At 53.0% G+C, this 25,347-nt stretch carries 16 protein-coding genes; 10 read left to right on the top strand and 6 right to left on the bottom strand.

Annotation, left to right across the window (positions count from 1 at the left end; genetic code table 11):
• Window positions 1-61 precede the first annotated feature (61 nt).
• Complete coding sequence (locus tag NXT01_RS06120) at window positions 62-1,471, bottom strand: AI-2E family transporter (RefSeq protein WP_259078648.1); 1,410 nt, start codon at window positions 1,469-1,471, stop codon at window positions 62-64.
• A gap of 282 nt (window positions 1,472-1,753) precedes the next feature.
• On the opposite strand from NXT01_RS06120, the gene dnaK reads away from it, so the two are divergent.
• The 4 genes from dnaK (at window position 1,754) to NXT01_RS06140 (ending at window position 6,067) form a co-directional block, all read left to right on the top strand.
• Window positions 1,754-3,574 carry a molecular chaperone DnaK gene (gene dnaK / locus NXT01_RS06125; protein WP_259078654.1) on the top strand — a complete coding sequence of 607 codons (1,821 nt, stop codon included), beginning with the start codon at window positions 1,754-1,756 and terminating at the stop codon, window positions 3,572-3,574.
• A complete protein-coding gene (gene grpE, locus NXT01_RS06130) occupies window positions 3,574-4,197 on the top strand; it encodes a nucleotide exchange factor GrpE (RefSeq protein ID WP_259078662.1) in 624 nt (207 codons plus the stop codon). Before dnaK ends, grpE begins: the two co-directional genes overlap by 1 nt.
• A gap of 114 nt (window positions 4,198-4,311) precedes the next feature.
• Complete coding sequence (locus NXT01_RS06135) at window positions 4,312-5,145, top strand: glycerophosphodiester phosphodiesterase family protein (RefSeq protein ID WP_259078664.1); 834 nt, start codon at window positions 4,312-4,314, stop codon at window positions 5,143-5,145.
• Window positions 5,146-5,266: 121 nt separating this feature from the next.
• The gene (locus tag NXT01_RS06140; RefSeq protein WP_259078666.1) at window positions 5,267-6,067 is read left to right on the top strand and encodes a Rib/alpha-like domain-containing protein; all 801 of its coding nucleotides are present in this window, start codon (window positions 5,267-5,269) and stop codon (window positions 6,065-6,067) included.
• Window positions 6,068-6,417: 350 nt separating this feature from the next.
• Here the strand turns inward: NXT01_RS06140 and NXT01_RS06145 are convergent, their stop codons facing one another.
• Window positions 6,418-6,567: a hypothetical protein gene (locus NXT01_RS06145; RefSeq protein ID WP_259078667.1), complete on the bottom strand. Its 150-nt coding sequence runs from the start codon at window positions 6,565-6,567 to the stop codon at window positions 6,418-6,420.
• An 805-nt stretch (window positions 6,568-7,372) separates the two neighbouring features.
• Here NXT01_RS06145 and pulA point away from each other — a divergent pair.
• From pulA to NXT01_RS06165, 4 genes are all read left to right on the top strand, one after another.
• Window positions 7,373-15,757, top strand: a complete 8,385-nt coding sequence (gene pulA / locus NXT01_RS06150; protein WP_259078674.1) for a pullulanase-type alpha-1,6-glucosidase — start codon at window positions 7,373-7,375, stop codon at window positions 15,755-15,757.
• A gap of 161 nt (window positions 15,758-15,918) precedes the next feature.
• On the top strand, window positions 15,919-16,308 hold the full coding sequence (locus tag NXT01_RS06155) for a hypothetical protein (RefSeq protein ID WP_259078679.1): 390 nt from the start codon (window positions 15,919-15,921) through the stop codon (window positions 16,306-16,308).
• Window positions 16,309-16,403: 95 nt separating this feature from the next.
• Window positions 16,404-17,573, top strand: a complete 1,170-nt coding sequence (gene dnaJ, locus NXT01_RS06160; RefSeq protein ID WP_259078686.1) for a molecular chaperone DnaJ — start codon at window positions 16,404-16,406, stop codon at window positions 17,571-17,573.
• Window positions 17,574-17,606: 33 nt separating this feature from the next.
• Window positions 17,607-18,020, top strand: a complete 414-nt coding sequence (locus NXT01_RS06165) for a heat shock protein transcriptional repressor HspR (RefSeq protein ID WP_259078687.1) — start codon at window positions 17,607-17,609, stop codon at window positions 18,018-18,020.
• Window positions 18,021-18,022: 2 nt separating this feature from the next.
• On the opposite strand, the gene NXT01_RS06170 is transcribed toward NXT01_RS06165, so the two are convergent.
• Both NXT01_RS06170 and NXT01_RS06175 read right to left on the bottom strand, forming a co-directional pair.
• Entirely contained in the window at window positions 18,023-19,264 is a 1,242-nt protein-coding gene (locus NXT01_RS06170; protein ID WP_259078689.1) for an alpha/beta hydrolase family protein, read from the bottom strand.
• Entirely contained in the window at window positions 19,257-19,538 is a 282-nt protein-coding gene (locus tag NXT01_RS06175) for a hypothetical protein (RefSeq protein ID WP_259078691.1), read from the bottom strand. Before NXT01_RS06175 ends, NXT01_RS06170 begins: the two co-directional genes overlap by 8 nt.
• 69 nt (window positions 19,539-19,607) lie before the next feature.
• On the opposite strand from NXT01_RS06175, the gene NXT01_RS06180 reads away from it, so the two are divergent.
• Window positions 19,608-20,390: a carbon-nitrogen hydrolase family protein gene (locus NXT01_RS06180; RefSeq protein ID WP_259078693.1), complete on the top strand. Its 783-nt coding sequence runs from the start codon at window positions 19,608-19,610 to the stop codon at window positions 20,388-20,390.
• On the opposite strand, the gene NXT01_RS06185 is transcribed toward NXT01_RS06180, so the two are convergent.
• Entirely contained in the window at window positions 20,387-21,547 is a 1,161-nt protein-coding gene (locus tag NXT01_RS06185) for an oxidoreductase (RefSeq protein WP_259078695.1), read from the bottom strand. The genes NXT01_RS06180 and NXT01_RS06185 overlap by 4 nt on opposite strands.
• Before the next feature lie 62 nt (window positions 21,548-21,609).
• Entirely contained in the window at window positions 21,610-22,635 is a 1,026-nt protein-coding gene (locus NXT01_RS06190) for an LLM class flavin-dependent oxidoreductase (RefSeq protein ID WP_259078697.1), read from the bottom strand.
• A 169-nt stretch (window positions 22,636-22,804) separates the two neighbouring features.
• Between NXT01_RS06190 and clpB the strand changes: the two genes are divergently transcribed.
• Complete coding sequence (clpB, locus tag NXT01_RS06195; RefSeq protein WP_259078704.1) at window positions 22,805-25,345, top strand: ATP-dependent chaperone ClpB; 2,541 nt, start codon at window positions 22,805-22,807, stop codon at window positions 25,343-25,345.
• The last annotated feature ends 2 nt before the right edge of the window (window positions 25,346-25,347 follow it).

Raw genomic sequence — 25,347 nt, forward strand, 5'->3', positions numbered from 1 at the left:
GCTTGTCCTGATGAAAAGGATCCCGCTGCATATGCAGCGGGATCCTTTTCATCAGAGAGGGTTAAACATCGCGTCGGCCTCGATAAGCGAGGTCCGAGATAAAGAGACGGAAACCCTTGCGGGTTCCACTAGGAGAAGTGGCTTCAACCTTGGTCGAAAGCTCGATATCGTCGATAGTAATTTCGCCTGCTCGAAGCGCTACAAGTTCTTGATGGTAGCGAACGAGTACCGCGATGGTAGCTGCAACTGGTACTGAAAGGAAGGCTCCGATTACTCCGAAGAGGGAGGAGCCAAGAGTAACGGCGAGTAGGACAACGGCAGCGTGCAGATTCATAGCTTTGGATTGCAGCAGGGGCTGCAATACATTGCCTTCGAGCTGCTGCACAACCAGGATGAGGAGCAAGACCAAAAGGGCATTGGTCAGACCATTAGAGACGAGGGCAATAATGACCGCGAGGGCACCAGCTGAGAAAGCGCCCACAATAGGGATGAAGCCCGCGAAGAAGGTGATCACGGCGAGCACTAGCGCGAGGGGGACGCCAAGAATTAAAAGGCCCCCACCAATAAAGACAGCGTCGACGAGGGAGACGATGGCTTGGGTACGGATAAATCCAGAGATGGTATTCCATACACGGGTCAGCGCCTCAGTAATATGCCACCCAGCATTAGGGCCGGCGGCCTTGCGGAGCATCGGAAGTAGACCCACTCCGTCCTTCAGGAAGAAGAAGGTCAGGACCAACATCAAGACGATGGTGATCAAAATGGAGGTCGCGGTGGATAGGCCAGAGAAGACACCATTGGCTATATCGGCGGAACGGGTCTGGAGGAAGGCCGTCAAATCATCAATAACCGAATCGAAGCGAGAAAAATCGAGATCAAAGGGACGGCTTTGAATCCATTCTTGGATTTGACGAGCGCCGATGGCTGCTCGCTGGGACAGTTCCCGGGACTGAGATGCGACCGACGGAGCCATAGCTCTCACGAGCACGCCCATCAGCACGAAGAAGCCTAAAATAACACCAGCGGAGGCGAGACCGGCGGGAATGCCTTTATTACGCATCCAACGCACTGGTGGCCACAGCACAGAACTGACCAAGATGGCTAGGAGAACGGGAAGCAGAGCCTTCCATATGGCGCCTAGGCCACGCCATGCTAGGTAACCCGCGATGACCATGATGATAAAGCGTAAGGCCCAGCCTGCAACCCACCGTCCGTCATTCCCTAAGATCTCGGCGCGGTCGGTATGGGCGATAATAGGCTCAGCTGGATCATCAGATTCGACAATATGGGTGTCGCGATCCTCCACAGCACTCGGGGCCACTGTGGTGTTTTCAGAAGGGTGCGTTTCATCGTATTCCACGATGCCTAATACGGCCTCCTCGAGTGCCTCGTGATCCTTGTTGGCTAGATGTTCTTTAGCCTGCGATTTGTCGCCTTTTTGGTGGTCATTACCATGGGAATTCTTGGACATGGGAAATACTTTGCCACACTTTTTTTTAAAAAGTCTATTGGGCAGGGGGTGGCGGAAAGGAAGAAGACCTGTAGAGAATGTGTTCGCCGCAAAAACGAGAGTCGGAGGTAGCTGTAATTCCGTCCGTGAACTGCGGTAATAGAGTAACTTGAGTCTATTCCGCTCAATTTAGTTGGCAACTTGCATGAAGTATGTTAGATTCGTATCCAGAAGTTGAGCGATTGCCAATCAACTTTAAATGACAAAATCTTCAAAAAACTTATTTGCAGGAGGCTTAAAATTATGGGACGCGCAGTAGGTATCGACCTTGGAACCACGAACTCCGTAGTGGCAGTTCTTGAAGGTGGCGAAGCTAATGTCATTGCCAACTCCGAAGGTTCGCGCACCACTCCGTCAGTGGTCGCTTTTGCCAAGAACGGTGAAGTACTTGTTGGTCAGTCAGCAAAGAACCAGGCCGTCACTAACGTTGACCGCACTATCCGTTCCGTGAAGCGCCACGTGGGTACGGACTGGACTGTTGATATTGATGATAAGAAGTACACCCCGCAGGAAATTTCCGCACGCACCCTGATGAAGTTAAAGCGAGATGCAGAATCGTACTTGGGTGAGGATATTACCGATGCCGTTATTACAGTTCCTGCATATTTCTCCGATGCGCAGCGTCAGGCCACCAAAGAGGCTGGTCAAATCGCAGGCATGAACGTGCTGCGTATTGTCAACGAGCCGACCGCTGCAGCTTTGGCCTACGGCCTAGAGAAGGGCGAAAAAGAACAAACCATCTTGGTCTTCGACCTTGGTGGTGGCACCTTCGACGTATCCCTGTTGGAAATCGGCGACGGTGTCGTAGAAGTTCGTGCCACTGCTGGTGACAACGAACTTGGTGGCGATGACTGGGATCAGCGCGTCGTTGACTGGTTGGTTGAAAAGTTTAAGAGCGCCCAAGGTGTGGATCTCTCCAAGGATAAGATGGCTCTTCAGCGCCTGCGTGAGGCCGCTGAGAAGGCCAAGATTGAGCTTTCTTCTTCGCAGAGCGCCAATATCAACTTGCCTTATATTACTGTCGATGCAGATAAGAATCCGCTCTTCCTCGATGAGACCTTATCGCGCACCGAATTCCAGCGTATTACCCAAGATCTCCTCGATCGCACCAAGAAGCCATTTAACCAAGTGGTTGCTGATGCTGGTGTGTCGGTATCCGAAATCGATCACGTTGTGCTTGTAGGTGGCTCAACCCGCATGCCCGCTGTGTCTGAACTGGTGAAGGAAATGACCGGAGGCCGTGAGCCCAATAAGGGTGTTAACCCTGACGAGGTTGTGGCCGTCGGTGCTGCTCTGCAGGCTGGTGTACTCCGCGGTGAAGTCAAGGATGTCTTGCTTCTCGATGTCACGCCACTTTCGCTCGGTATCGAAACCAAGGGCGGTGTAATGACCAAACTGATCGAGCGTAACACCACTATTCCTACCAAGCGTTCAGAGACTTTCACCACCGCTGACGATAACCAGCCTTCGGTGCAAATCCAGGTCTTCCAGGGCGAGCGTGAAATCGCGGCTCACAATAAGCTTCTTGGATCCTTCGAGCTTGGTGGCATTGCCCCTGCTCCTCGCGGTGTGCCGCAAATTGAGGTGACCTTCGATATCGATGCCAACGGCATTGTGCACGTCACCGCAAAGGATAAGGGCACCGGCAAGGAAAATACCATCAAGATCCAAGATGGTTCCGGCCTCTCCCAAGAAGAGATCGATCGCATGGTCAAGGACGCCGAGGCGCACGCCGAGGAAGATAAGAAGCGCCGTGAAGAGCAGGAAACCCGCAACGCTGCCGAGTCGACTGCGTACCAGACCCGTAAATTCGTGGAAGAAAACGGCGATAAGCTTGACGAAGAGCTTAAGACCAAGGTCAACGACGCAGCCGACAAGGTTGATGAGGCCCTCAAGGGAGAGGATCTTGACGCCATTAAGGAAGCCGTAGAGAAGCTCAACACTGAGGCGCAGGAGATGGGCAAGGCTCTATACGAAGCAGAAGCCGCAAAGGCTCAGGCCGAAGAGTCCGGCGATGACAACGTCGTTGACGCTGAAGTTGTTGATGAAGAGGAGAATAAGTAATGAACCACCCCCACGGTGAGCAGCCAGAGGATGACCTCGACCCCACCTTGGAGGATGACTTAGCTGAAGCCCTCGCCGATGTGGACATCACGTCGGTGGATCCCGACGGAGAGCAGGAAGATCCAAAACCTTCTGAGGAGGCGGAGTCGCACGAGCCGAAGGAGCCTAGTCTCGAGGAGCAGTTGCGCGAGCGCACCGAGGACCTACAACGGATCAATGCGGAGTATGCCAACTTTAGGCGCCGCACCGCTCAGGAACGTGCTGGAATCATCGAACAGGCGAAAGCACAAGTTCTCACGGAACTTTTGCCACTTCTCGATGACTTCGATCTTGCAGAGCAGCATGGTGATCTGAAAGAAGGCCCGCTCAAGGCTTTTCGCGATAAGTTTGTGTCCATCACCAGGACCCTTAAGGTTGAAGCGTTCGGATTCGAGGGGGATCCCTTCGACGCCGAATGTCACGAGGCCGTGCAAGATCTTTCCGAGGGCGAGGACAAACGCCTGGGAACGATTCTGCGCAAGGGGTACAAGATGAATGAGCGCTTACTGCGTACCGCGATGGTTATTATCACCGATCCCCAGCCCGAGGCTGGTACGAATGAAGGGGAACCTGTCGCCGAGTAGTGAGAACTCGGCACGAACCTCATGCGGCGCCCAGTAGTAGAGATACTGCGGGCGCCGCATTTTCTTGCCCGGATGGGGCTTGATTCTTTTGCATGGTTACCTAGAGTGTTAAGGGTGAATACTTACCCACTACCATCATTTGATTTCCAGGCCCACCGTGGTGGCCGCGGCGAATGGACCGAGGAATCGTACTTAGCTTTTAGTCGCGCGCTTGAGCTCGGAGTTTCCACGCTTGAATTAGATATCGTACTCACTCGGGACCGTGTTCCTGCATGCTGGCACGACCCTGTACTACTGGCAGAGAAATGCGATACCAGGGTCGGGGAGAACGTCTATGATCTTAGCTTCGAAGAGCTCAAACGCGTGCCGTGTGGAAAATTGTTGCCAGATTTTCCTCAAGCCGAGGTGGCGCGAGATAACCGCATACTTTCACTCGCTGAGGTTTTCGATCTCGCCGCTAGTTATGATGTCCACTTCAATATCGAGACCAAGATCGAGGCCGACAAACCACATCTCAGTGCTGAACCTGAAGAATTTGTGAGCGCTATCTTAGATACGGTACAAGCCTTTGGACTCGTGGAGAAAGTGATGATCCAGTCCTTTGATTGGCGTACCTTCCCGCTCGTTCGTGCCTATGATCCGAAGATACCTTTAGTGGCTCTCTGGGATGAGACCACATGGTTTGAAGGTACTCCGTGGGGCCCCTTCGAGGAGGATATTATTGCAGCCGCTCTAAAGAACGGGATATCCGTTTTGAGCCCACAGTATTCTCTCGTTGACTCTGCACTCATAGAAAAAGCGCACGACGCTGGGTTGACGGTCGTGCCGTGGACGGTCAACGATGAGGCAGATCTGCAAGCGCAGTTGGATCTTGGCGTCGACGGGCTGATTACCGATTACCCCTCGCGACTAAAAACACTACTGGATGCGCGCGGAATTTCTTATTAGGGTTCCGTGCCTGAATAAATTCTTAGAAAAGATTAAACGCAGCCACGGGTTGAGGAGACATGGTAGCCTAACGTGTAAGAATTTTTATTCACGCTGAACAAAACTAGAAAGAATAACACCCATGCGCCTCATCCTTCCATCTATCATCACTAGTCTTAGTCTTACCGCTACTCCCGTGGTTTTAGCAGCTCCAGCTTCCAGTGAGCCCGAAGCTAATAGCGCTATAACCGCTCCAATGGATCCGCCTGGTGATCCTGGTCCCAGTTTTGCCGAGGATGTCAATAATCCACCTTTTCTCGATCCAGCACTCGTGATTCCCGATATTGTGTCTTATTCACTGGTTGGGGCACCTGAAGGGGTGGATATAAATCCCGAAACGGGTGCGCTTATAGTCGATAAGGAACTTTTGCGTGGTCGAGGCGATCAGAGCTTTATTGTGATGATTCGCTTTAGTGACGGCACAACACTCGATCAACCCTTTACTATCGAAGACACAAGTGATGCGCCGCTGAATACTATTGTTACTCCGCACTGGACAGAGACTTATCGGGAAAGTCAGTCCTTCGATATGCAAGCAGGCGGAGGAGAACGCACTCTACCTATCACCTATAGCGGACTACCTCTTGATCCTGCTAAGTTTGTGCACAAAATCGAAATGGTCTCTGCACCTGACTGGGTAACCATGAAAGAAGACGGCACGCTTATTGTCAATCCTGGCAGAGACGTTAATCCTGGTTCCTATCCGGTGAACGTCACTGTGACTTACCGTGACAATTCGTATCAATACCTAGTCGCGACCATGCGTGTATCCGAGGCTGAGCAGCCAAGCGCAAAGGGGCTATGGGCACCGATTCTAGGAGGTATAGTTGCGGCTCTTGCCGCGATCGCAGCGGCCTTCGCCTCATTTGTCAGCTGGTTCTGATAGCTGAGTGGTTGTGGGCGCTAGCAGAAGAACCTGCTCAATAGCGTTCCACGACTTCATTGCTCTGAGGTGCTTGATAGGTGAGGCCAATGGGATTGTGTTGGCCGAGACTCAAGAGTTCACCTTCCGAGGGTTAAATAGCAAGCTGGACTAACAGATCAGCTCTCCCGGAACCCTTTCTCGACTCTTGAGTAAACAAACAAGCGAGATCTGGTCGTAAGATCCTCGAAAGGAGCTTTGCCTGCTCCAACGCAGAGATTACCAAAACCCACTGTACACAGGGAGGCTTAGGGTTTACAGTGATGGAAAAACTCCAGAGGCCTCTCATTGCTGATTCTCGATTGAAGCCCCTAATCTGTGGCTAGCGTCATAATGATAGAGCGGTCCAACTCCTGGTAGTAGAGCGCTAGCACTCCCTGGTGCTCCTGATCACTGTCTATATCCAAAGACTGCCGTGTCATCATGGAGGTGAAAATTTGGCAGATAGGCGAAGGCCGCATGACCCCTTAAGCACATCCGCCGATTGTGCGACGATTCAGACCGTTGACCACTTTGTCCTGTGTCGCAGATTCTGTGATACGCAATTTCCGCGTCCTTTCACAAGAAACCGCTACTTTTTGGCTCATATATCTTTGGAAAAGGAGGATAATCCCCATGCTTTCCACACCAAATATGGAAGCTCGATCTTAAACTATATGTATGGTGTTTCAGATGGTGGAGGAAAATATATCGACCCCAATGGGCCGTCCCACTTCCAGATTGATACCTACACAGTCGATGTGAAATCATGGAGCTGGAGTAAAGGCCAGTTAATAAGATCCCTGCTTTTCCAGCCCTAGCGCTAGTACGGTAAAAGGCGCCGTAACGGATACGTGTCTCTAGACTTTTGAACCTGCCGTCGACACCGTCATATCCCGCCGGAAGATGGTGGTCTTTGATTATCCCCTTTGCCTTTTAAGAGCCTTTAATCAACCTCAGAATGCCTCAAGAAGACCTATTGCACTGATAATCTCCTCGTCAATCGAAAACACTTAACCAGTGCGTATTTTCCATAACAGAAGACTTCCTGTGCGTATTGCTTTCTTCCTTAAAAGTACATGCTAGGTACGATATATTCATTGGCTCCAGGCGTCTAGCTCGGTATTGAAACGCTTCGTCGCATCATAAAATTTGACTATCCAATGCTGACAAAACTCTTTCCGATGAGATCTAGTTAACTTTATTTGGCTGGGTGCGAGCCATAACACTAGGGTTCATTTTAGGTTCTATATAACATTCGTATTCATGGCTAGAGAGAGATGGTTGATGAGTAAAACACGCATCATCCTCACTACCGTGGCTGCTGTGAGCTTAATAGCCCAAGGTGCCAAAGTAGTAGGAGAAGAATCGCTCATTCCAGCAGCTCATGCGACGGACCTCGCATCAGCGGTAGTAGCTGGAGATTTTCAAGAACAAGCTGGTTGCGCCAAGAACTGGGCCGAAACATGCCCCAATACTCAAATGGAGCGCAAAGGAGATCACTACACCAAACGGATCGACTTTCCGGCAGGTAAAAGTGAATTCAAGATTGTACTAGATGGTAATTGGAGCAACAGCTACGGTATTCCTTCCGGTGGCACCGATAAGAACGTAGAGCTTAAGCTGGCAGCGCCTACCACTCTGGAAGTTAGTTTTGATCCCACAACTAAACATGTGGGAATTCGAGCCCCTCAAGGGTTCGCGGAGAATAGCGAGACTGTTCAGAATTATCGAGACACCGACCGTGAGATCGTCGGAAAGCCGTACCGCAATGAGAATGCTGGAAAGAATTTCTACTTTGTTCTCGCGGATCGCTTCAATAATGGTGACCCCTCGAATGATCGTGGCCTCATTGACGGCGAAGATAATCGCCTCAACCACGGCTTTGACCCCACCTCCAAAGGCTTCTACCACGGCGGCGACCTGAAGGGCCTCATTGACAAGATCGACTATATAGCAGGGCTAGGAACAACAGCTTTGTGGCTCAGCCCCAGCTTTAAGAACCGGGCAGTGCAGGGCGAAGGTGATCAGGCTACCGCTGGATATCATGGCTATTGGATCACCGATTTCACCCAGATCGACCCTCATCTAGGTACCAACGACGAGATGAAGCAGCTGATCGCTGCCGCTCATAATAGGGGTATGAAGGTCTACTTCGATATCGTGGTCAACCACACTGCCGATATCATCCAGCTTGCCGGGGGTAATGGGTCCGCGGGCAAGACCTATATGAACCTCGCCGATCACCCCTATAAAGATGCTCAGGGCCAGCCCTTTACACTTAGTGATTACGTGGGCACGGGCAAAGCGTTCCCCGAACTTAATCAGGATTCTTTCCCTTTTACCCTCAGCCGTGATGATTCCATCACTCTGGTTCCCGACTGGCTCAATGATCCGACCTATTACCACAACCGAGGTAACGTAGATTTCAATTCCTCGGGTGAAGACGATATCTACGGTGATTTCGCTAACCTGGATGATCTCTTCACTGAACATCCAAAAGTGGTTGACGGTATGACCGAGATTTACAGCGCCTGGGTTGACGCTGGCCTTGACGGTTTCCGTATCGATACCGCCAAGCACGTGAATTTCGAATTCTGGAAGGAATGGACCAAACGTATTAAAGAGCATGCTGCTCAGACTGGACGCAGCGATTTCTTCATGTTCGGCGAAGCCTATGATCGGGAAGCCGACAAGCTCGCTCGCTATATGCGCGAAAGCGATATGGATGCTGTCCTAGACTTCGGTTTCCAGAACCGTGTTAAGGACTTTGCATCTGGTGCCTCCACCGAATCCTTGGCGGGGCTTTTTAGAGATGATGCCCACTATATTACTGAGCACTCAGATGCCAGCGTGCTGCCTACTTTCCTCGGCAATCACGATATGGGGCGTATTGGTTCCTTCCTCAGCTCAACCGATAATCCGCTCAAGCGCTCTGAGTTAGCGCACTCGACGATGTTCCTAACCCGCGGACAACCTGTTGTCTACTATGGCGATGAGCAAGGATTCATCGGTAACGGTGGTGACAAAGAAGCCCGCCAAGATATGTTCGCTACCCAAGTTGTAGACGTGAAGAGTGAAAAGCTCTTAGATGGCAGTACCTTTGGCGATGGCGATCATTTTGACGAAAACGCGGGACTCTACCAGCACATCAAGGCACTAGCTGAACTGCGTCGGGAGCACAAAGCTCTGCGCGAAGGCGCCCAAATTGAGCGTTGGAAGAGCAGTGGCCCAGGTGTCTATGCCTTTAGCCGCATTGATACTGATGAAAAAGTTGAGTACCTCGTCGCGCTGAACAATAGTGCGAGCGCCCAGACGGTGTCTCCAAAGGCTCTCAGCAAAGATGCCACGCTGACGAAGATCTACGGCAACGGTCCCGATACTCTCAATACCGGCGCCGATGGGGCAGTGGAGATCGAAGTTCCTGGACTATCCGCTAGTGTCTATAAGGCACAAAAGCAGGTATCTGGTTCCGTGACTGGTGGCCTTACGGTTAAAGGCCACGCCCTTGAGGGTCTAGCACCTATCGGAACCGATATTTCGGGAGATAGCTGGTCTGAAACCTCCTTCGCGTGGCGTATCCAGGGTGATACTGACTGGAACAAGCTTGGTACCGCCACTGGTGCTCGCGCTATGGTATACCACAATGTTTCCGCACTCGAGCCAGGTACTGTGGTGGAATACCGCACGGTGACTGTCGATGCGGACGGTAATAAGACGGCCTCCTCCGGGTGGGGTGTCGTGGGGCAAGATCTTGCCGTTCCTGGCACCGAGATTGAACCTTTCGGACCAGCGGTGGCTGGCTCCTTCACTGCCGCTCTCTGCGGATCTGACTGGATGCCGTCTTGTGAAAAGATGAAGCTTATTCGCGTTGCGGGCTCTGACTGGTCTACTCTGACCGTCCCTGTCGCCCAAGGTGATCACAAATACAAGATCGCTGTGGGTGGAGATTGGAAGGAGAACTACGGCAAGAATTCCGCCACCACCGACGAGAGCACCCCGAATGGATCAGACGTTAAATTCTCTCTCACCAGCGAAGAGGACGTAACCTTCTTCTATAACAACGTCACTCATGAGTTCTTTAATACTGTCGAGCACCCAGCCATCACTTTGCCGGGCACTTTCGGCGGCGCCTTAGAGTGCCCTCGTGGTTCGCAGGGAGATCTCAGCGGTAACGAATACGGCAACTGGGGGCCAGCTTGCCTCAACTCACTGATGACTCGAACCGGTGAGCATACCTACGAGTTTGAATCGAAGGCTATCCCTGCCGGTAACTACGAGTTCAAAGTGGCCTATAACCGCACGTGGGACACCAGCTTCGGCGACGGCAGCGGTAACTATAAACTGAACTTTGAGGGTAAAGCCGATAAATATCCACGGTTCATCTGGAATGACGAATCGAATACTCTCAGCACTGAACTGCTCGATCGTGGCTCCTTGGAGCAGAAAGATCGCAGCGCGATCTGGTTGGATGAGCGCACCATAGCGCTACCACCAGCTCTTCTCGAGGGCCGCAATGCTCTCGAGGTCAGCGTTGATCTTATTAGCGTTAGTGACGGCCAAGCCGTTGTGAAGGGCGGAACAGGTGCCTCAACAAAGGACGGCGCTCAAGCCGAGAGCATCAATCTGGAATCGCTCGGTGCCCTCTCATTAGAATTGGCGCAACAAAATCCCTATATCCGTGACTACTTAAGCTACCGAGTACCCGCTAGTGTCACAACCGATAAGATCAAAACTATGCTCGGCGGTGGATTAGGAGTCGCTGTCTATGCAAAGGGGCAGCAAGCCGAGGCGCTCAATGTCACGGGTGTCCAAATTCCTGGCGTCATCGATGCTGTTTTCGCACCTGCGCTACAGGAACAGCTCGGCGTTATCTTCAATGGTGATACCCCCACCTTGAAGCTGTGGGCTCCCACTGCTCATCAGGTGTCCGTGGAACTCTACCCCGATAGCACAGGGGTAGGGGCAACCGAATCGCGCGATTTAGACTACGACGATGCGACGGGTATCTGGAGCATTACGGGTGATCCCTCATGGAAGAACCGGGCCTATAAATATAAGGTCCGGGTATGGAATCCTACGGATAACGAGATTACCGATACGTTGGTTACAGATCCCTATTCCATTGGTTTGACCCCGAATTCACAGCAGTCGGTAATTGTCGATCTGAATGATCCGGCACTCAAGCCTGATGGCTGGGACGCTCTAGAAGTGCCCAGCTTGGCAAATCCCGCTGACCAGATGATTTACGAACTCCATGTTCGCGATTTCTCTATCGCTGATAACACAGTGTCGCCGGAACATCGTGGTAAATATCTAGCATTTACCGAGAAGAATTCCGCCTCGGTCAAGCACCTCAAGCAGCTTGCCGACGCTGGCCTAAATACCGTGCACCTACTTCCTACCAACGATATTGCCTCGATCCCTGAGGTTAATCAGGACCAGCCAGCTATTGAGGCCAATCCTGCACCCGATAGCGAGCAACCTCAAGCTGCTGTGGCCGCTACCGCGAAAACCGATGGCTTCAACTGGGGCTATGATCCGTATCACTATATGACCCCTGAGGGCTCCTACGCCTCCGATCCGCAAGCACCCAGCCGCATTAAGGAATACCGCAGCATGGTGCAAGCACTTGCTGGTATGAATCTGCGCGTCGTTAGTGATCAGGTATATAACCACACCTATGGTGCAGGCACTGGGGAATACAGCGTCTTAGATAAAGTTGTTCCAGGCTATTACCACCGACTCAACCCGAACGGATCTATAGCTAACTCAACCTGCTGCGATAACCTCGCTACCGAGCATAAATTCATGGAAAAGCTCATGATCGACTCAGTATTGAGTTGGGCGAAGAATTATCGCATTGACGGTTTCCGCTTTGACCTCATGGGCCACCACTCAGCCGAGAATCTCAAGGCTGTGCAGCGGGCTCTTCAGGGCCTGACCAAGGAAAAGGATGGAATCGACGGTAGCCGGATCTATCTCTACGGTGAGGGCTGGAATTTTGGTGAAGTACAAGATGGTCAACGCTTCCCGCAAGCGATCCAAGGCAACCTTTCCGGCACCAATATCGGTACCTTCAACGATAAATTGCGCAATGGTGTCCACGGACACGAAGGGACGGAACAAGGTTTCGGCACTGGTCTAGTAACCGCCCCGAATGGCCATCCGCAAAAGGGGGAAGGCCACCTCGAGCACTTGCAGGATATTATCAAGGTCGGCATGGCCGGTAACCTCGCTGATTTTGAATTCGACTCTAAAGATGGCCGTAAATTCGGCCGGGATCTCGTCCTAGACGGCCAACAGGTCGGTTATGGTCTGACCCCAGGCGATACTGTCAACTATGTTGATGCTCACGATAACCAAACCCTTTATGATCTCAGCGTGCTCCAGCTGCCGCTCGATACCACCATGGAGGATCGAGTATTGATGAATACCGTGCAGTTGGCAACGGTCACATTAGGCCAGTCTCCGGCATTCTGGCACGCTGGTACGGAATTCATGCGTTCGAAGTCGCTTGATCGAGATTCCTATAACGCCGGAGATCATTTCAACAAACTCGATCTCTCAGGTCAGACTCACAATTTCGGCGTCGGCCTGCCATCGGAGGAGAAGAACGGTGATAAGTGGAATGAGTACCGCCCACTGCTGAATAACCCCGCGCTGAAAGCATCACCTGCGGATCTTGAGCTGTCCAATAAATTGGCTCAGGAATTGCTACAGCTACGGTCGGCTACCAAGCTGATGCACCTAGGGGATACAGAGCTGATCAAGCAAAAGATCAGTTTCCCCAAGGGACCACATGGCATGATCACCATGCATATCGATGACCGTCAGGGCGAAGATATCGACGAGAACCTTGCTGGCGTCGTCGTCGCCATCAACGCTGCCCCGAACGCCGGTACTGTGCGTATTGGCAATCTTAAAGGTGAGGAAATTGTTGTCTCCGATATCCTCAAGGCCAACCCGCGCATAAAGGACGTACAGTGGAATCCCACTGAAGGGGACCTCACAATCCCTGCCCGCACGGTCGTGGTGATGAATCATAAGGCTCAGGGCCTGGCCGACCGCCACACCCCACTATGGGAAAAGATCGAGGTTGTCCGCGGTACAGCCACAGCGATCCAAGGGGTTAGATTTGAGCCCTACTTCATTGATCCAGACGCAAGCGTGCGCGGCTACGAGCTTCAAGCCGGTGCACCTGACTGGTTGACCATCAATGATGAGGGGCAGCTATCCGCTGCACCAGGTGCGAATATCGAGGTGGGCGAAGTCACAGCAAAGGTCACTGTCACCTACATCGATGACACCACAGATGAAGTCGATATAACGGTGAATGTCTTGCCGAATGATAGCGATCAAAACCAGGATCTCAGTTATAACGATGTGAGTGTGACAGCTGGCGGTCCCGAAGGAACGACTGCAATCAGCAAGACAATACCTGGCACCACCTATACGCTTGCTGCAGGTCATCCTGAGTGGGTCAGCATTGACGGGAAGACTGGAATTGTCACTGTCAATCCTGCAGCCTCGGTAAGCCCTGAGCAATACCCGGTTACCGTGGACGTTCAGTTCGCAGACTATACGACCACCCAGATACAGTTCACGGTTACTGTCAGCCCGCAACCTTTAGTTGCGGATCTATACCAACCGTCCTATGCAGAGCTCAGTGTCGCTCGTGGCACCCAAGCGGTACAACAAGAGGTCACCTTCGATCCGGTGATCTCCGACCAGGCCGCCACAATCCGAGGATTTGCCCTCAAAGATGGGGCTCCTCAGTGGTTGAGCGTCAATGATCACGGCCAGCTCGAAGCGCAACCAGGCGCTGATATCCCAGTAGGTGAGGTCAACGCAACGGTGGTGATCACCTATACCGACAACAGCACTGATGAGGCTGAGGTGACGGTGAAGGTGAACCAGAATCAAGCCGATGCTTCCGATCTGACCTATCCAGAGCACAGCATCAAGGCTGGTAGCGGTGAGGTTCGGGTATCTCCAGAGAATTACGAGAATGATACTGATCTCAGCCTGCCGGCTGATCACCCTGAGTGGATCAGTATTGCTGACAAGGGAGTACTCGTTGTCAACCCGCCTGCCGATACCGCAGCTGAGCGTTATGAGACTACCGTGACCGCTCGGTTTGCAGATGGATCCACTAAGACTGTCCCAGTGATAGTAAATGTAGGTTCTTATCTCAATCAGCAGATCACTCCCACGTGGGAAGACGTGACGGTAAGCCGTGGTATTGGTTCAGCGAGTGCTGAGGTCCACATCGATCCAGCCGACCGCGCCGAAGAAATCACCAGCTATGAGCTCGTGGATGCTCCCGAGTGGGTGAGTATCACTGACAGTGGCACAGTTCAGGCCGCGCCGGGTGCGCAGGTGGACATTGCCCCAGTGGCTATCAAGGTCAGGGTTACCTATCAGGATGCCAGCGTCAATGAGGTTTCCCTCACGGTGACAGTAACCGGCAACCACGCAGACGCGGCTGGTGACCTGAATTATCCTGATAGCACCCTTGTCAACGGCCAGAGCATCGATATTGCACCAAGTAGCACTGAGAATATTGAGCAGGTAACTGTCTCAGATGCTGTACACAGCGATATCACCGTGCAACCGGATCACAGCCTCCGCGTTACCGGCACGAGTGAGGGTACCGAGCAGGTCAACGTCACCGTGCGTTTTGTTGATGGCTCGACAAAGGTTGTGGATATGAGGATCACTGTGCAGCCGATTGCTCACGCAGAGAAATTCCAGCCGCGTTATGAAAATATCGAGATTATTGCAGGTCAATCTACGACTGTGGCAGTTCTGGATAGTCCCGAAGGCGCTCAGTTTGCTCTCAAGAATGCCCCTTCGTGGGTCACTATCAATACTGAGACCGGCGAATTGCAGCTACGTCCTGGTGCCGAACTGGGAGACGACTCCATTGCCGTAACCGTTACTGTGACATACTCGGATCAATCTCAGGAGGATATCAACGCACGCGTGAGCCTCAAGGAATCCTTGGCACACGCAAGCGATCCGAAATGGACTATCAACGCAGCTCCTCGACCGGGTACATCCGTTGTAGTTCCGAAGGTAGGCGATAGTGCGCTGCGTATCCAGGAAGTGACCGTGCCGAATGATTCCACGGTGAGCGTGGAGTTGCTGGACAACGGCGATATGAAGATCACGGTAGCCGATGACGAAAATCTGGCTGGTCAGATCCTCAAGCCACTTGTTCGGGTGACTTTTGAGGACGGCTCTACGTCCGAGGTTCCCCTCGAGGTTCTCGTGGCACCAAAGTTCAAGGCCGATATCAAGGATAAGACCAAGTGGGTAGCTCATGCAGATGAAGCCGTGAGCTGGTCTAAGCCAGATTCTACCCCCGCGTGGTATTCCATTAATGATCGCGGCGAGCTCTCCGTCACTCCAGATGCGCCAGTGGGTACCCACGATATCGTGGTCCTCGCGCAGTACGGCTCTACCACGGTGCCTGTGACTGCAACGGTCAAGATCGAGGAGCCAAAACAGCCTACTCCACCGGCAGAGGATGGTTCCTCCGCTGGGCCAACTGGCTGGAAGATCTGGGTCCCAATTGTGGCACTCCTTGGCGGCATTCTTGCAGCCTTGGTATCAGTCACCCTCGATCCCCATAGCCCACTACGGCAACTCTTCGGTTGGCGCTAGGAATAGCTAGATAAAAAACTCCCCGCCGCTGCGTGATGTGACCCATGCGCAGCGGCGGGGAGTTTTTGTGGATTTCCTTAAACTCGTGTCCTTCAGGTGATTGCTGCTCTAAGATGAGGGGGATTTTATTCGATATTTCCTTATGCTAGAAAGAGATTCCAGTGAAGAAACTACTCTCGATCACCACCGCGGTGGTCCTCACCTTAACTTCTGTTGCTGTTGCCCAACCACTGAGCGCGCAACCAGCGCCGACTCCAGCGAATCAGCAGCTCGCCTCTGCGACTTTATACTCTGCACCCCTGTCTACCACTGCGCACCTATCCGACACGCGCCCAGTATCCCAGAAGGAGCAGCAGGTAACCGCTGATAGCTCAGCCGATGAAGCTCAGGATACGACCACGGAGAAGCCGGGTGAGAGTTCACAACCAACACCTCAGTGGCGGATCTTTACTGATTCTGTCAAGCATTTCTTTGATACCGTCTTCTTGGCTTTGGCGGCCTTCTTTGGCGCAGTCGACTGGTGGACGCCTTTGTTTGGTAGTAGCGACTAGGGGAAGCTCACTGGCATCACCTTGTGATTTTCTGCGCCCAATACGCTAAACTTTAGTGTCATAGACTCAACTTAGTTATTAAAGGAGAATATGCCATGGCCGTTAAAAACGAATGGGCGGAGAGAGATTATTACGCCGATCTCGGAGTCTCCTCACAGGCTTCCGAGGGGGACATTAAGCGGGCGTACCGCAAATTAGCTCGCGATAACCACCCGGATTCTCACCCCGGGGATACCGTTCGCGAGGAGCGCTTTAAAAAAGTGGCTCAAGCTTATGACGTCTTAGGCGACGAGGAAAAACGTAAAGAGTACGACGATTTCCGCACCATGTTGAAAAATGGCGGCGGTTTTGGGGGTGGTTTCCCCACTGGTGGGGGGTTTCGGGCGCACGACTTCGACCTCTCCGATCTCTTTGGACGAGGTGGAGCGGCTGGCGCGACAGGCGGCTTTGGGGATATCTTCGGTAGCGCTTTCGGTGGCGGCGCTGGTCATCGCAACCCAACTCGGCAAACGCGGGGATCCGATGTCGAAACCGAAGTCACCATTGAATTCCGTGAGGCCGCGAAGGGGACGACGTTTCCCATTCAATTAACCGGTAATGCGCCGTGCGCAGCTTGCCACGGTTCCGGCTCCCAAACAGGCGAGGTTAGCACCTGCCCAACATGCCACGGTTCCGGCTTCAAGTCCGAAAATCGAGGTGCCTTCGGTTTCTCTGCACCGTGCACGGATTGTGGAGGCGATGGGAAAAAAATCAATGACCCGTGTTCTGCCTGCCGCTCCACTGGCACAGTGCGACGCTCCCGCTCGATAACGGTGAGGATTCCAGCTGGAGTTGAGGACGGCCAAAAGGTCCGACTCGCGGGGCAAGGAGAAGCGGGCCCCCATGGCTTACCAGCGGGTGACCTGTTTGTTCATGTCCATGTCAAGCAGGACCCACTCTTTAAGCGCAAAGGCTTAGATCTTGAGGTAAAAGTTCCGGTTAGCTTTGCTGAGTTATCTCTTGGCGATACCATCTCGGTTCCTACCCTTGATTCTCCCGTTACACTTAAAATTCCTGCAGGTACCCCGAATGGTCGTGTCTTGCGTGTTCGGGGGCGGGGCATTTCGCGACGTAATGGCGACACAGGAGATCTTCGAGTGAAACTGGATCTCGTTGTACCTACCTCACTCGACTCAGAAGCGCTGGCAGCTCTGCAGCAATATGCGTTGGCCGAGCAGAAATCAGGTTTCGATCCTCGCGCCAACTGGGCCGGACATACGCACTAATGAACAGCAAACAGACTGAAAGAGTTGATTGTCATGGGTCGAAAGAATGACAACCCAAACTTTGAAGACACTGAGCAAGTTTTTGTTATCTCCGTAGCTGCGGAACTCTGCGGAATGCACGCCCAAACGCTGCGTACATATGATCGCCTGGGAATAGTCACCCCCCAGCGCACCAGCGGTGGGGGGCGACGGTACTCCTATGAGGACGTAGAACTGCTCCGCACGGTGCAACGTTTAAGCCAAGAAGATGGCGTCAATCTCGCAGGTATCAAGGCCATTATCGAACTTAAACGGGATAACGATCGGCTTCGGGCGCAGTTGCGTCAAACCCAGAGTGAATTAACTGAACTCCAGCGCCATATCAACCGCCCCCGGGGGGAGATCGTTCATGTCCCGCGTTCCACGGCGGTCGTGATGTGGGAACCCCGCCGAGGCAAGCGCAGATAATATCAATTAAGTCCAAGTGCCGCGTTGATATCCGCGCGGCACTTCTCGTCAGTATCGTAGCCACTGTGGGAGACCGCGCAGGTGAGGGTTTTATCGGCAATTTCTTGAGGGTCAGGACCGTGGATGCCACCGGTGGGGCTATTGACTAAACGGATAATATCGGTTTCCCCTTCGACGTTAATAATTGGTCCATCGAGATGTATATCCTCTCGGGAAGCGGTGCCTAGCCCCGGAGCTCCCAATACTACGAGTGCGTCAAGGGGATTATCGTCACCGGGCTGGGCACTCATCGCAAGGGGCAGCGCCCCGTAGGAGTGACCCTCTCCGTATAAAAAGGCGTGTGGGGCGCGGCTACGTAGAGATTTTAGGAACTCGTTGATGGCAGGTGCATCCCGGCGCGCCCATCGTTTACTGATGGCAGCGCTAAGAGTGGGAGGGGCCTGATAATTGAGGTAGCTGATGATCGCTGCAGAACCCTTAGAGTCTCGCTGCAGTTGGGCCGCAGTCTCGAGGCGCCCTACCCAAGAATGTGGGTCGGAGGAGCCGGTGCCGGCGATTTTAGTTTCAATGTGCTGCGCTTTTTCGATATCTCCAAAAGCCACCACAATGCCGTCGTGGTCTATTTCAATGAGCCGCGCATGGGGGTTCGAATCGAGGAACTCTGCGATGCCTGGAAAATCGTAGCTCTCTAATTTCGCACGTGCTTGGACATGGATGTCATCGATGCTTAGGTCCTGAGACTCAGCGAAGTAAAGGCCGCGCGGATCTAATGGGTGACTACAGGAGGGGTGTAGGGATTCAATTTCTATACTGCATTGCGTATCTAAATAGTTCGAGGCAGCGTCGATATAGTTAAGTGCCGTGCGCACGAGCGGAATATGGGCGAGCGCGTAGTCGGCAACGGCAATGAGATGGCGCTGTGGGCCAATGATAATGCCAAGAGCGCGCGCTAGGCTCCTTATCCGGCGCGCATAGTCTTCTAATTCCGCTTGAGCCTCGGCGGTGGCGAGCAGAATATGGGCGATGAGGGTGATCAGGTCAGCGTGCTGGCGGTACGCGTTGGTAATTTTCTTAGCTCTTACCAGCCCTTGTTCTAAGGCGAGACCAGCAGTGTGGTCCGCAAAAGCCTGGAATCGTTGCTCAGCAGCCGCAACCTCATCTGAGAGCTTTGTGGCTTGCTGGAGCAGTTCGTGGGCGCTGCGCTCCAATTCTACCGAGCGCAGTGGAAGGTCTAGTTCAGTCATGGTCCAACTCCAGAGCGAGATCTGTATCTAGGTTTTCGCACCGACGAAGAAAAGCGTTGAGTGCATCCACGTGGTCATTATGGGCACGAATGGAGTCTCCGATCTGCAAATTAAGGTACGCGGTTGTGGAGCGCAGGCTATCAGCAGTTCGACTGGGTGAGATCACAGGGTTGATGAGAGAGGGGATCAGCAGGGGTTGCAGGAGCTGCCGTGCGTGGGAGTTGAATGAGATATCCATAATATAAAGCACACCGCACGTCGGTTCTCGTCGCATGTCGAGACTTGTCGCATTGGGGGAATCTGTGGATAACTTTCTCCGCGTTCTCGATATAGGGTAGTAGGCATGAAAATCGCGATGGCTCAGATGACGTCCGCTACTGACAAGCAGGAAAATTTACAGCAGATTCACACCTATGTGCGTAGGGCGCATGCACAAGGTGCACGAATGGTTATCTTCCCAGAAGCTACGATGCAAGCTTTTGCCTCAGGCAGGCTTGATCTCCAAGCGGAGGAAATCTCTGGCCCATTCGTCGAGAGCTTAAAGCTGTGGGCTCACCAGTATGATGTGGCAATCGTGGCTGGTATTTTCACTCCTGCTGATACGGTGGGGGATATTCAGCGGGTCTTCAATACATTGGTATTTGTCCACCCGCACCAACAGGTAGATATCTATCACAAGATCCACGTCTATGACGCCTATGGTTTCCAGGAATCCGAAACGGTCAAGCCCGGAGGGGATATGAAAGTCGTGGATTTTGATGGTATACGCTTCGGCCTGAGTATCTGTTATGACGTGCGTTTCCCCACCCTCTATCAGGATCTTGCGCGATCCGGTGCCGAGGTTATCTTAATCCCCATGTCATGGGCTGGTGGGGAGGGGAAACGGGCACAGAGAGATACCTTAATTGGTGCCCGCGCTCTTGATTCCACGAGCTTTATTGTGGCGGTTGATCAGGCTCCCCCAAAGGATGCTAAAGATTCTCAGCCGCTGGGTGTGGGGTTCTCGCAGGCGATTAGCCCAGAAGGAAGGGTTCTTGTGACCTTAGGCCCCGATAGCCATCTGGGGCTCGTCGATATTGATCCCGCTATGGTCGCCGAAGCTCGACGCCGATTACCTATCCTCTAGTCCCAGAAGTAGCGGTGCCGATAGTCGAGGGTTTGAATATTTTCCGCTGGAGTCCCGTGAGCGATGAGATTGTCACGGGTGCCGCGTACGTCCTCAGTGTCACCAAAGATGATGATGTGATGGCCCGACCATGTACCAAAACTGGAGATATGTTCGCCCGCGCAGCCAATATGGGGCAGGTGCAATCCTCGTGGCGCAATCGAATGCTCAGTTGCTCCTACCCACCACGCATCTTCCGCGTGGCTAATGACTGGAACAATAAAAAGCCAGGGCGCGGTCGATGCTATATGCCACAAGGAGCGCAATTCATATAACTCGCCAGGATAATTGGCACATACGAAGAGGTAGGTGCGCGGCGGGTTGGTCTTTTTGAAGAGGTCGAGAATGATCGCGCGAGCGCCAGCTAGTCCGGTTCCGTGGGCGATGAGGAGAAGGTCTTCGGTCTCGTCGATATAAAATCCGCCGCCTGCTAGTCCGAAGAGCCAGCGGTCACCGGGTTGCGCGTGCGCCAAGGCTGTGGAGCTTGCATTGCTAGTGCGCACGTGAAATTCGATCTGACATGCGTCATTAGCGGGTATTGAAGGAAGAAGGTCGCGCCAGCGGCCTTGGGTGTAGTTTGAGGTGACTGGAATAAATTGTCCAGGCTGATAGCTCAGCGGCTCATCAGTAATAATGCGGATGCAGTGGATAAAGCGCGAGCGTTTAGCTACCTCAACCACTTCGCCACCAATCGGGCGGGCAGAGGATCGAGCAGTCTCAGTCTCTACAAGGTGAATGATTTCGCCGATGAATTGTTGGGAACGAAAACCTGCAGAAAACCCTAAAGGCTCACAGTGGTGGAGAAATTCCGGCACTATGGTTTGAATAAGACCTGGTAGATCACTAGCACCCTGGTGAAGCGCGGTATGGATTGCGCGGATAAGAACTGTACGCCCTCGAGAGCTGAGCGCTCCGTTTATATCGGCGAGACGAAAAAGCTCCGTAATGGCGCGATCGAGGGGAAAATCTGAGCCTAGGGCTGCCCGCATATACTGATGGCGCCCAAGGTAATCAGCCGCCGCCCGAAGAGCCAGCGGGTGGGTGGATAAATACCGGTAGATCTCTTGAGCCCATCCCAGTTCGAGCCGCTGAGGTGGGGTAGGCTCGATGGAATTCACGAGCCTTAGTCTACTGAATATAGAGCCTAAACGCTATTGTCCGCATAGACTTCTTAGACCATTTAAAGGCCGTGGTTTTTGACGAGTTCGGGAGCGATGTGGATGGCAAAATTGTTCAATAGTCGAATATTTGCATCCAATCCGGCGAGATTCGGAATGGCAAGCATGAGGGTATCTGCTGCACAGACAGCTCGATCCGCCAATAGAGTTTTAAGGATATTCTCTGGGGTATCGATGAGCCGCTGACCGAGGATGGCTTGCTGACCGTCGAGCATACTGTGCCTTTCAGAAGAGCCTGAGCCAGGGGTGCCAAAATCCCTGCGGTCGCGCTCATTGACGATAGGAATAATAGTCCGAGTTACCGATACTCGCGGTTCACGGCTCCAGCCCGCTTCCGTCCACGCCTCTTTGTAGGCCATAATGTGCTGGTATTGGGCCTCGCTGAGGGTGGTGGTCCGGGAATCAAATACCAAGGTGGAACTCATGAGGTTGACCCCGTCACGAGCGGATTGAATCGCCGAGGCCTGAGATCCGGCACCCCACCAAATCAAGGAACTAAGATTTCCCACGTCGGGAGTAATACTTAATGGCTTACCTGGAGCATAAATCCGAGGATATTGTTGGTCGCTCGGGGCGGCGACGGCTTGAGGCTCACCACGGGCGGCGGAAAGAAATGTTAAGAATTTTTCGCGCGCAAGATCCTGAGCTTTTGGTTCCGAGCTGTGATAGCCAAAGGCTTCCCACCCCTTGTATACCTGTTCGGGTGAGCCACGGCTAATTCCAATAGCTAAACGCCCATCAGCGAGATGATTAAGTGCGGCCAATTCCTCAGCGAGATAGAGAGGATTCTCGTAGCGCATATCAATGACCCCGGTGCCTATTTCAATGGTGGAGGTTCGTGCGGCAATGGCCGAGAGAAGAGGGATGGGGGCGCTATATTGCGGCGAAAAGTGGTGGACGCGAAAATAGGCTCCGTTGACTCCAAAGGATTCGGCCGCGATTGCTAGTTCAAGTCCTTCTTTAAGGGCACGTCCCGGGGGAAAGGAACGATTGTGATGGCCGAAGCTTAGAAAGCCGAAAGATTTCATGACCCCCATCCAACACCATTTGGTGACGTTTCAACAGTTTCAGGAAGAGATACTGAAACTTGAGTGGAATAGGCTTAACTTTTGCGAAGAGTTGCTGTATTATGATCTCAAAGGTTGAGTTATACAAGCTCAACTTCATTAAATATAAAACGATAACTCAAGGAGCATCATGAGTGACTTCAAGTACACCACAAAAACCCAAGAGGCCCTCCAGCAGGCCCAACACCAAGCGGCTTCATTAGGAAACCCTGATATTAGGCCGGCACATATATTATCGGCCATTCTAGGTCAAGAAGATGGCATCGCGAGCCCTGTGCTACGAGCCACCGGAGTGGACCCCGAGGTGGTGCGAAAGGAATCTGAGCAGTTAGTAGCTTCCTATCCTTCGGCTCAAGGCCAAGGCCTAGCAAATCCCAATCTGAGCCGCGATAGTCTTAATATTCTGACCAATGCTCGAGAGTTAATGAGCGAATTAGGTGATGAATATATCTCGACTGAAGTGCTGCTTGCAGCTATTGCGCGGGGAGATACCGATGCCGCGCATTTGATGACAAAGCGGGGAGCTACCTACGAAGTTATCAAGGAAGCGTTTCCGTCGGTGCGCGGCTCCCACACAGTCACCAGTGAGGATCCGGAAGGGCAATTTCAGGCTTTGGAGAAATACTCCACTGATCTCACCCAGCGTGCTCGGGAAGGCAAGATCGATCCGGTCATTGGGCGCGACGCGGAAATACGCCGTGTCGTCCAGGTGCTATCGCGGCGAACCAAGAATAATCCTGTCCTCATCGGTGAGCCGGGCGTTGGTAAGACAGCAATCGTCGAAGGTTTAGCTCGCCGAATCGTTGCTGGAGATGTTCCTGAATCCTTAAAAGGTAAGACTTTAGTCTCCTTGGACCTCGGGTCCATGGTCGCCGGCGCAAAATATCGCGGAGAATTCGAGGAACGCCTCAAGGCAGTCCTCGACGAGATTAAGGGAGCCAACGGGCAGATCATCACCTTTATTGATGAGCTACACACTATTGTGGGAGCGGGGGCAACCGGTGATTCCGCTATGGACGCAGGCAATATGATCAAACCACTTCTCGCCCGCGGGGAGCTGCGTCTCGTCGGTGCCACCACCCTAGATGAGTACCGTAAATATATCGAAAAAGATGCCGCTCTAGAGCGCCGCTTCCAGCAGGTATTTGCCGCTGAACCTTCGGTCGAAGATGCTGTCGGTATTTTGCGTGGCTTAAAAGAGCGCTACGAGGTGCACCACGGTGTCCGGATCCAAGACTCCGCTCTGGTTGCGGCGGCCACTCTATCGGATCGCTATATCACCTCCAGATTCCTCCCTGATAAGGCCATTGATTTGGTTGACGAGGCTGCCTCACGGTTGCGTATGGAGATCGACTCGTCGCCGCAGGAGATCGACGCCATTGAACGCATTGTGCGGCGACTAGAAATTGAAGAGATGGCACTGACGAAGGAGACTGACGCCGCCTCTCAAGAACGCCTTGCTGCTCTGCGTAGTGAACTCGCCAATGAACGCGAGCACCTCGGCGAACTCACAGCACGCTGGAATAACGAGAAGGCAGCCATTGACACGGTCAGAAAGCTGAAGGAAGAACTAGAAGAACTACGTCAAGAATCGGAAATCGCAGAACGCGACGGCAGGTACGACCGCGTTGCGGAATTGCGCTACGGGCATATACCGAAGCTGGAAAAGCAGCTAGAAGAGCACGAGACCCATGCCCAAGAGCCCACCATGTTATCGGAGGAAGTTACTCCCGATACCATCGCCGAAGTAGTCTCTGCGTGGACTGGAATTCCTGCTGGCAAGATGCTTCAAGGTGAGACCGAAAAGCTGTTGAATATGGAAAGTGAACTCGCCAAGCGCGTGGTAGGGCAGCAGCAAGCTGTGCAAGCGGTCTCCGATGCTGTTCGCCGCGCTCGCGCCGGGGTGGCCGACCCTCATCGACCCACCGGTTCCTTCCTCTTCCTCGGCCCGACAGGTGTCGGTAAAACGGAACTGGCCAAGGCTCTTGCTGAGTTCATGTTCGACGACGAGCGTGCGATGGTACGCATAGATATGTCCGAATTCGGTGAAAAGCACTCCGTTGCGCGCCTCGTGGGAGCCCCTCCGGGATATGTGGGATATGACCAGGGCGGCCAGTTGACTGAAGCAGTACGACGCCGCCCCTATACCGTCGTCCTATTCGACGAAGTCGAAAAGGCTCACCCTGATGTTTTCGATATCCTCCTTCAGGTACTCGATGAGGGGCGTCTCACCGATGGTCAGGGACGCACGGTAGATTTCCGCAACACGGTGCTCATTCTCACCTCGAACCTTGGGGCCGGAGGAGACAAGGCGGAGATTATGGAGGCTGTCAAGCGTGCTTTCAAACCGGAGTTTATCAATCGACTCGATGACGTCGTCACTTTCGATGCGCTTAGCCAAGAACAGCTCACCAGTATTGTGGACATCCAGATTGGGGACCTCGCTCAGCGGCTGAAGGCGCGCCGTTTGAGCCTCACCGTCGATGCGGAAGCGCGGGAATTTCTCGCCCGGCTCGGCTATGACCCTGCCTATGGTGCCCGCCCGTTACGCAGACTGATCCAGAAGGAAATCGGCGATACCTTAGCTAAGAAGCTTTTGGCCGGGGAGATCCATGATGGAGATACCGTGCACATCAAGGCTGTCGGAGAGGGCCTAAGTATTGAGGCTTAAGC

It is taken from the genome of Corynebacterium sp. ES2775-CONJ (assembly GCF_024814515.1).
Lineage (GTDB): Bacteria > Actinomycetota > Actinomycetes > Mycobacteriales > Mycobacteriaceae > Corynebacterium.

Coding starts and splice junctions, on each gene's coding strand:
- NXT01_RS06120 (WP_259078648.1), bottom strand. CDS start 1,471: ATGTCCAAGAATTCCCATGGTAATGACCACCAAAAAGGCGACAAATCG.
- dnaK (WP_259078654.1), top strand. CDS start 1,754: ATGGGACGCGCAGTAGGTATCGACCTTGGAACCACGAACTCCGTAGTG.
- grpE (WP_259078662.1), top strand. CDS start 3,574: ATGAACCACCCCCACGGTGAGCAGCCAGAGGATGACCTCGACCCCACC.
- NXT01_RS06140 (WP_259078666.1), top strand. CDS start 5,267: ATGCGCCTCATCCTTCCATCTATCATCACTAGTCTTAGTCTTACCGCT.
- NXT01_RS06145 (WP_259078667.1), bottom strand. CDS start 6,567: ATGCGGCCTTCGCCTATCTGCCAAATTTTCACCTCCATGATGACACGG.
- pulA (WP_259078674.1), top strand. CDS start 7,373: ATGAGTAAAACACGCATCATCCTCACTACCGTGGCTGCTGTGAGCTTA.
- dnaJ (WP_259078686.1), top strand. CDS start 16,404: ATGGCCGTTAAAAACGAATGGGCGGAGAGAGATTATTACGCCGATCTC.
- NXT01_RS06165 (WP_259078687.1), top strand. CDS start 17,607: ATGGGTCGAAAGAATGACAACCCAAACTTTGAAGACACTGAGCAAGTT.
- NXT01_RS06170 (WP_259078689.1), bottom strand. CDS start 19,264: ATGACTGAACTAGACCTTCCACTGCGCTCGGTAGAATTGGAGCGCAGC.
- NXT01_RS06175 (WP_259078691.1), bottom strand. CDS start 19,538: ATGCGACGAGAACCGACGTGCGGTGTGCTTTATATTATGGATATCTCA.
- NXT01_RS06180 (WP_259078693.1), top strand. CDS start 19,608: ATGAAAATCGCGATGGCTCAGATGACGTCCGCTACTGACAAGCAGGAA.
- NXT01_RS06190 (WP_259078697.1), bottom strand. CDS start 22,635: ATGAAATCTTTCGGCTTTCTAAGCTTCGGCCATCACAATCGTTCCTTT.
- clpB (WP_259078704.1), top strand. CDS start 22,805: ATGAGTGACTTCAAGTACACCACAAAAACCCAAGAGGCCCTCCAGCAG.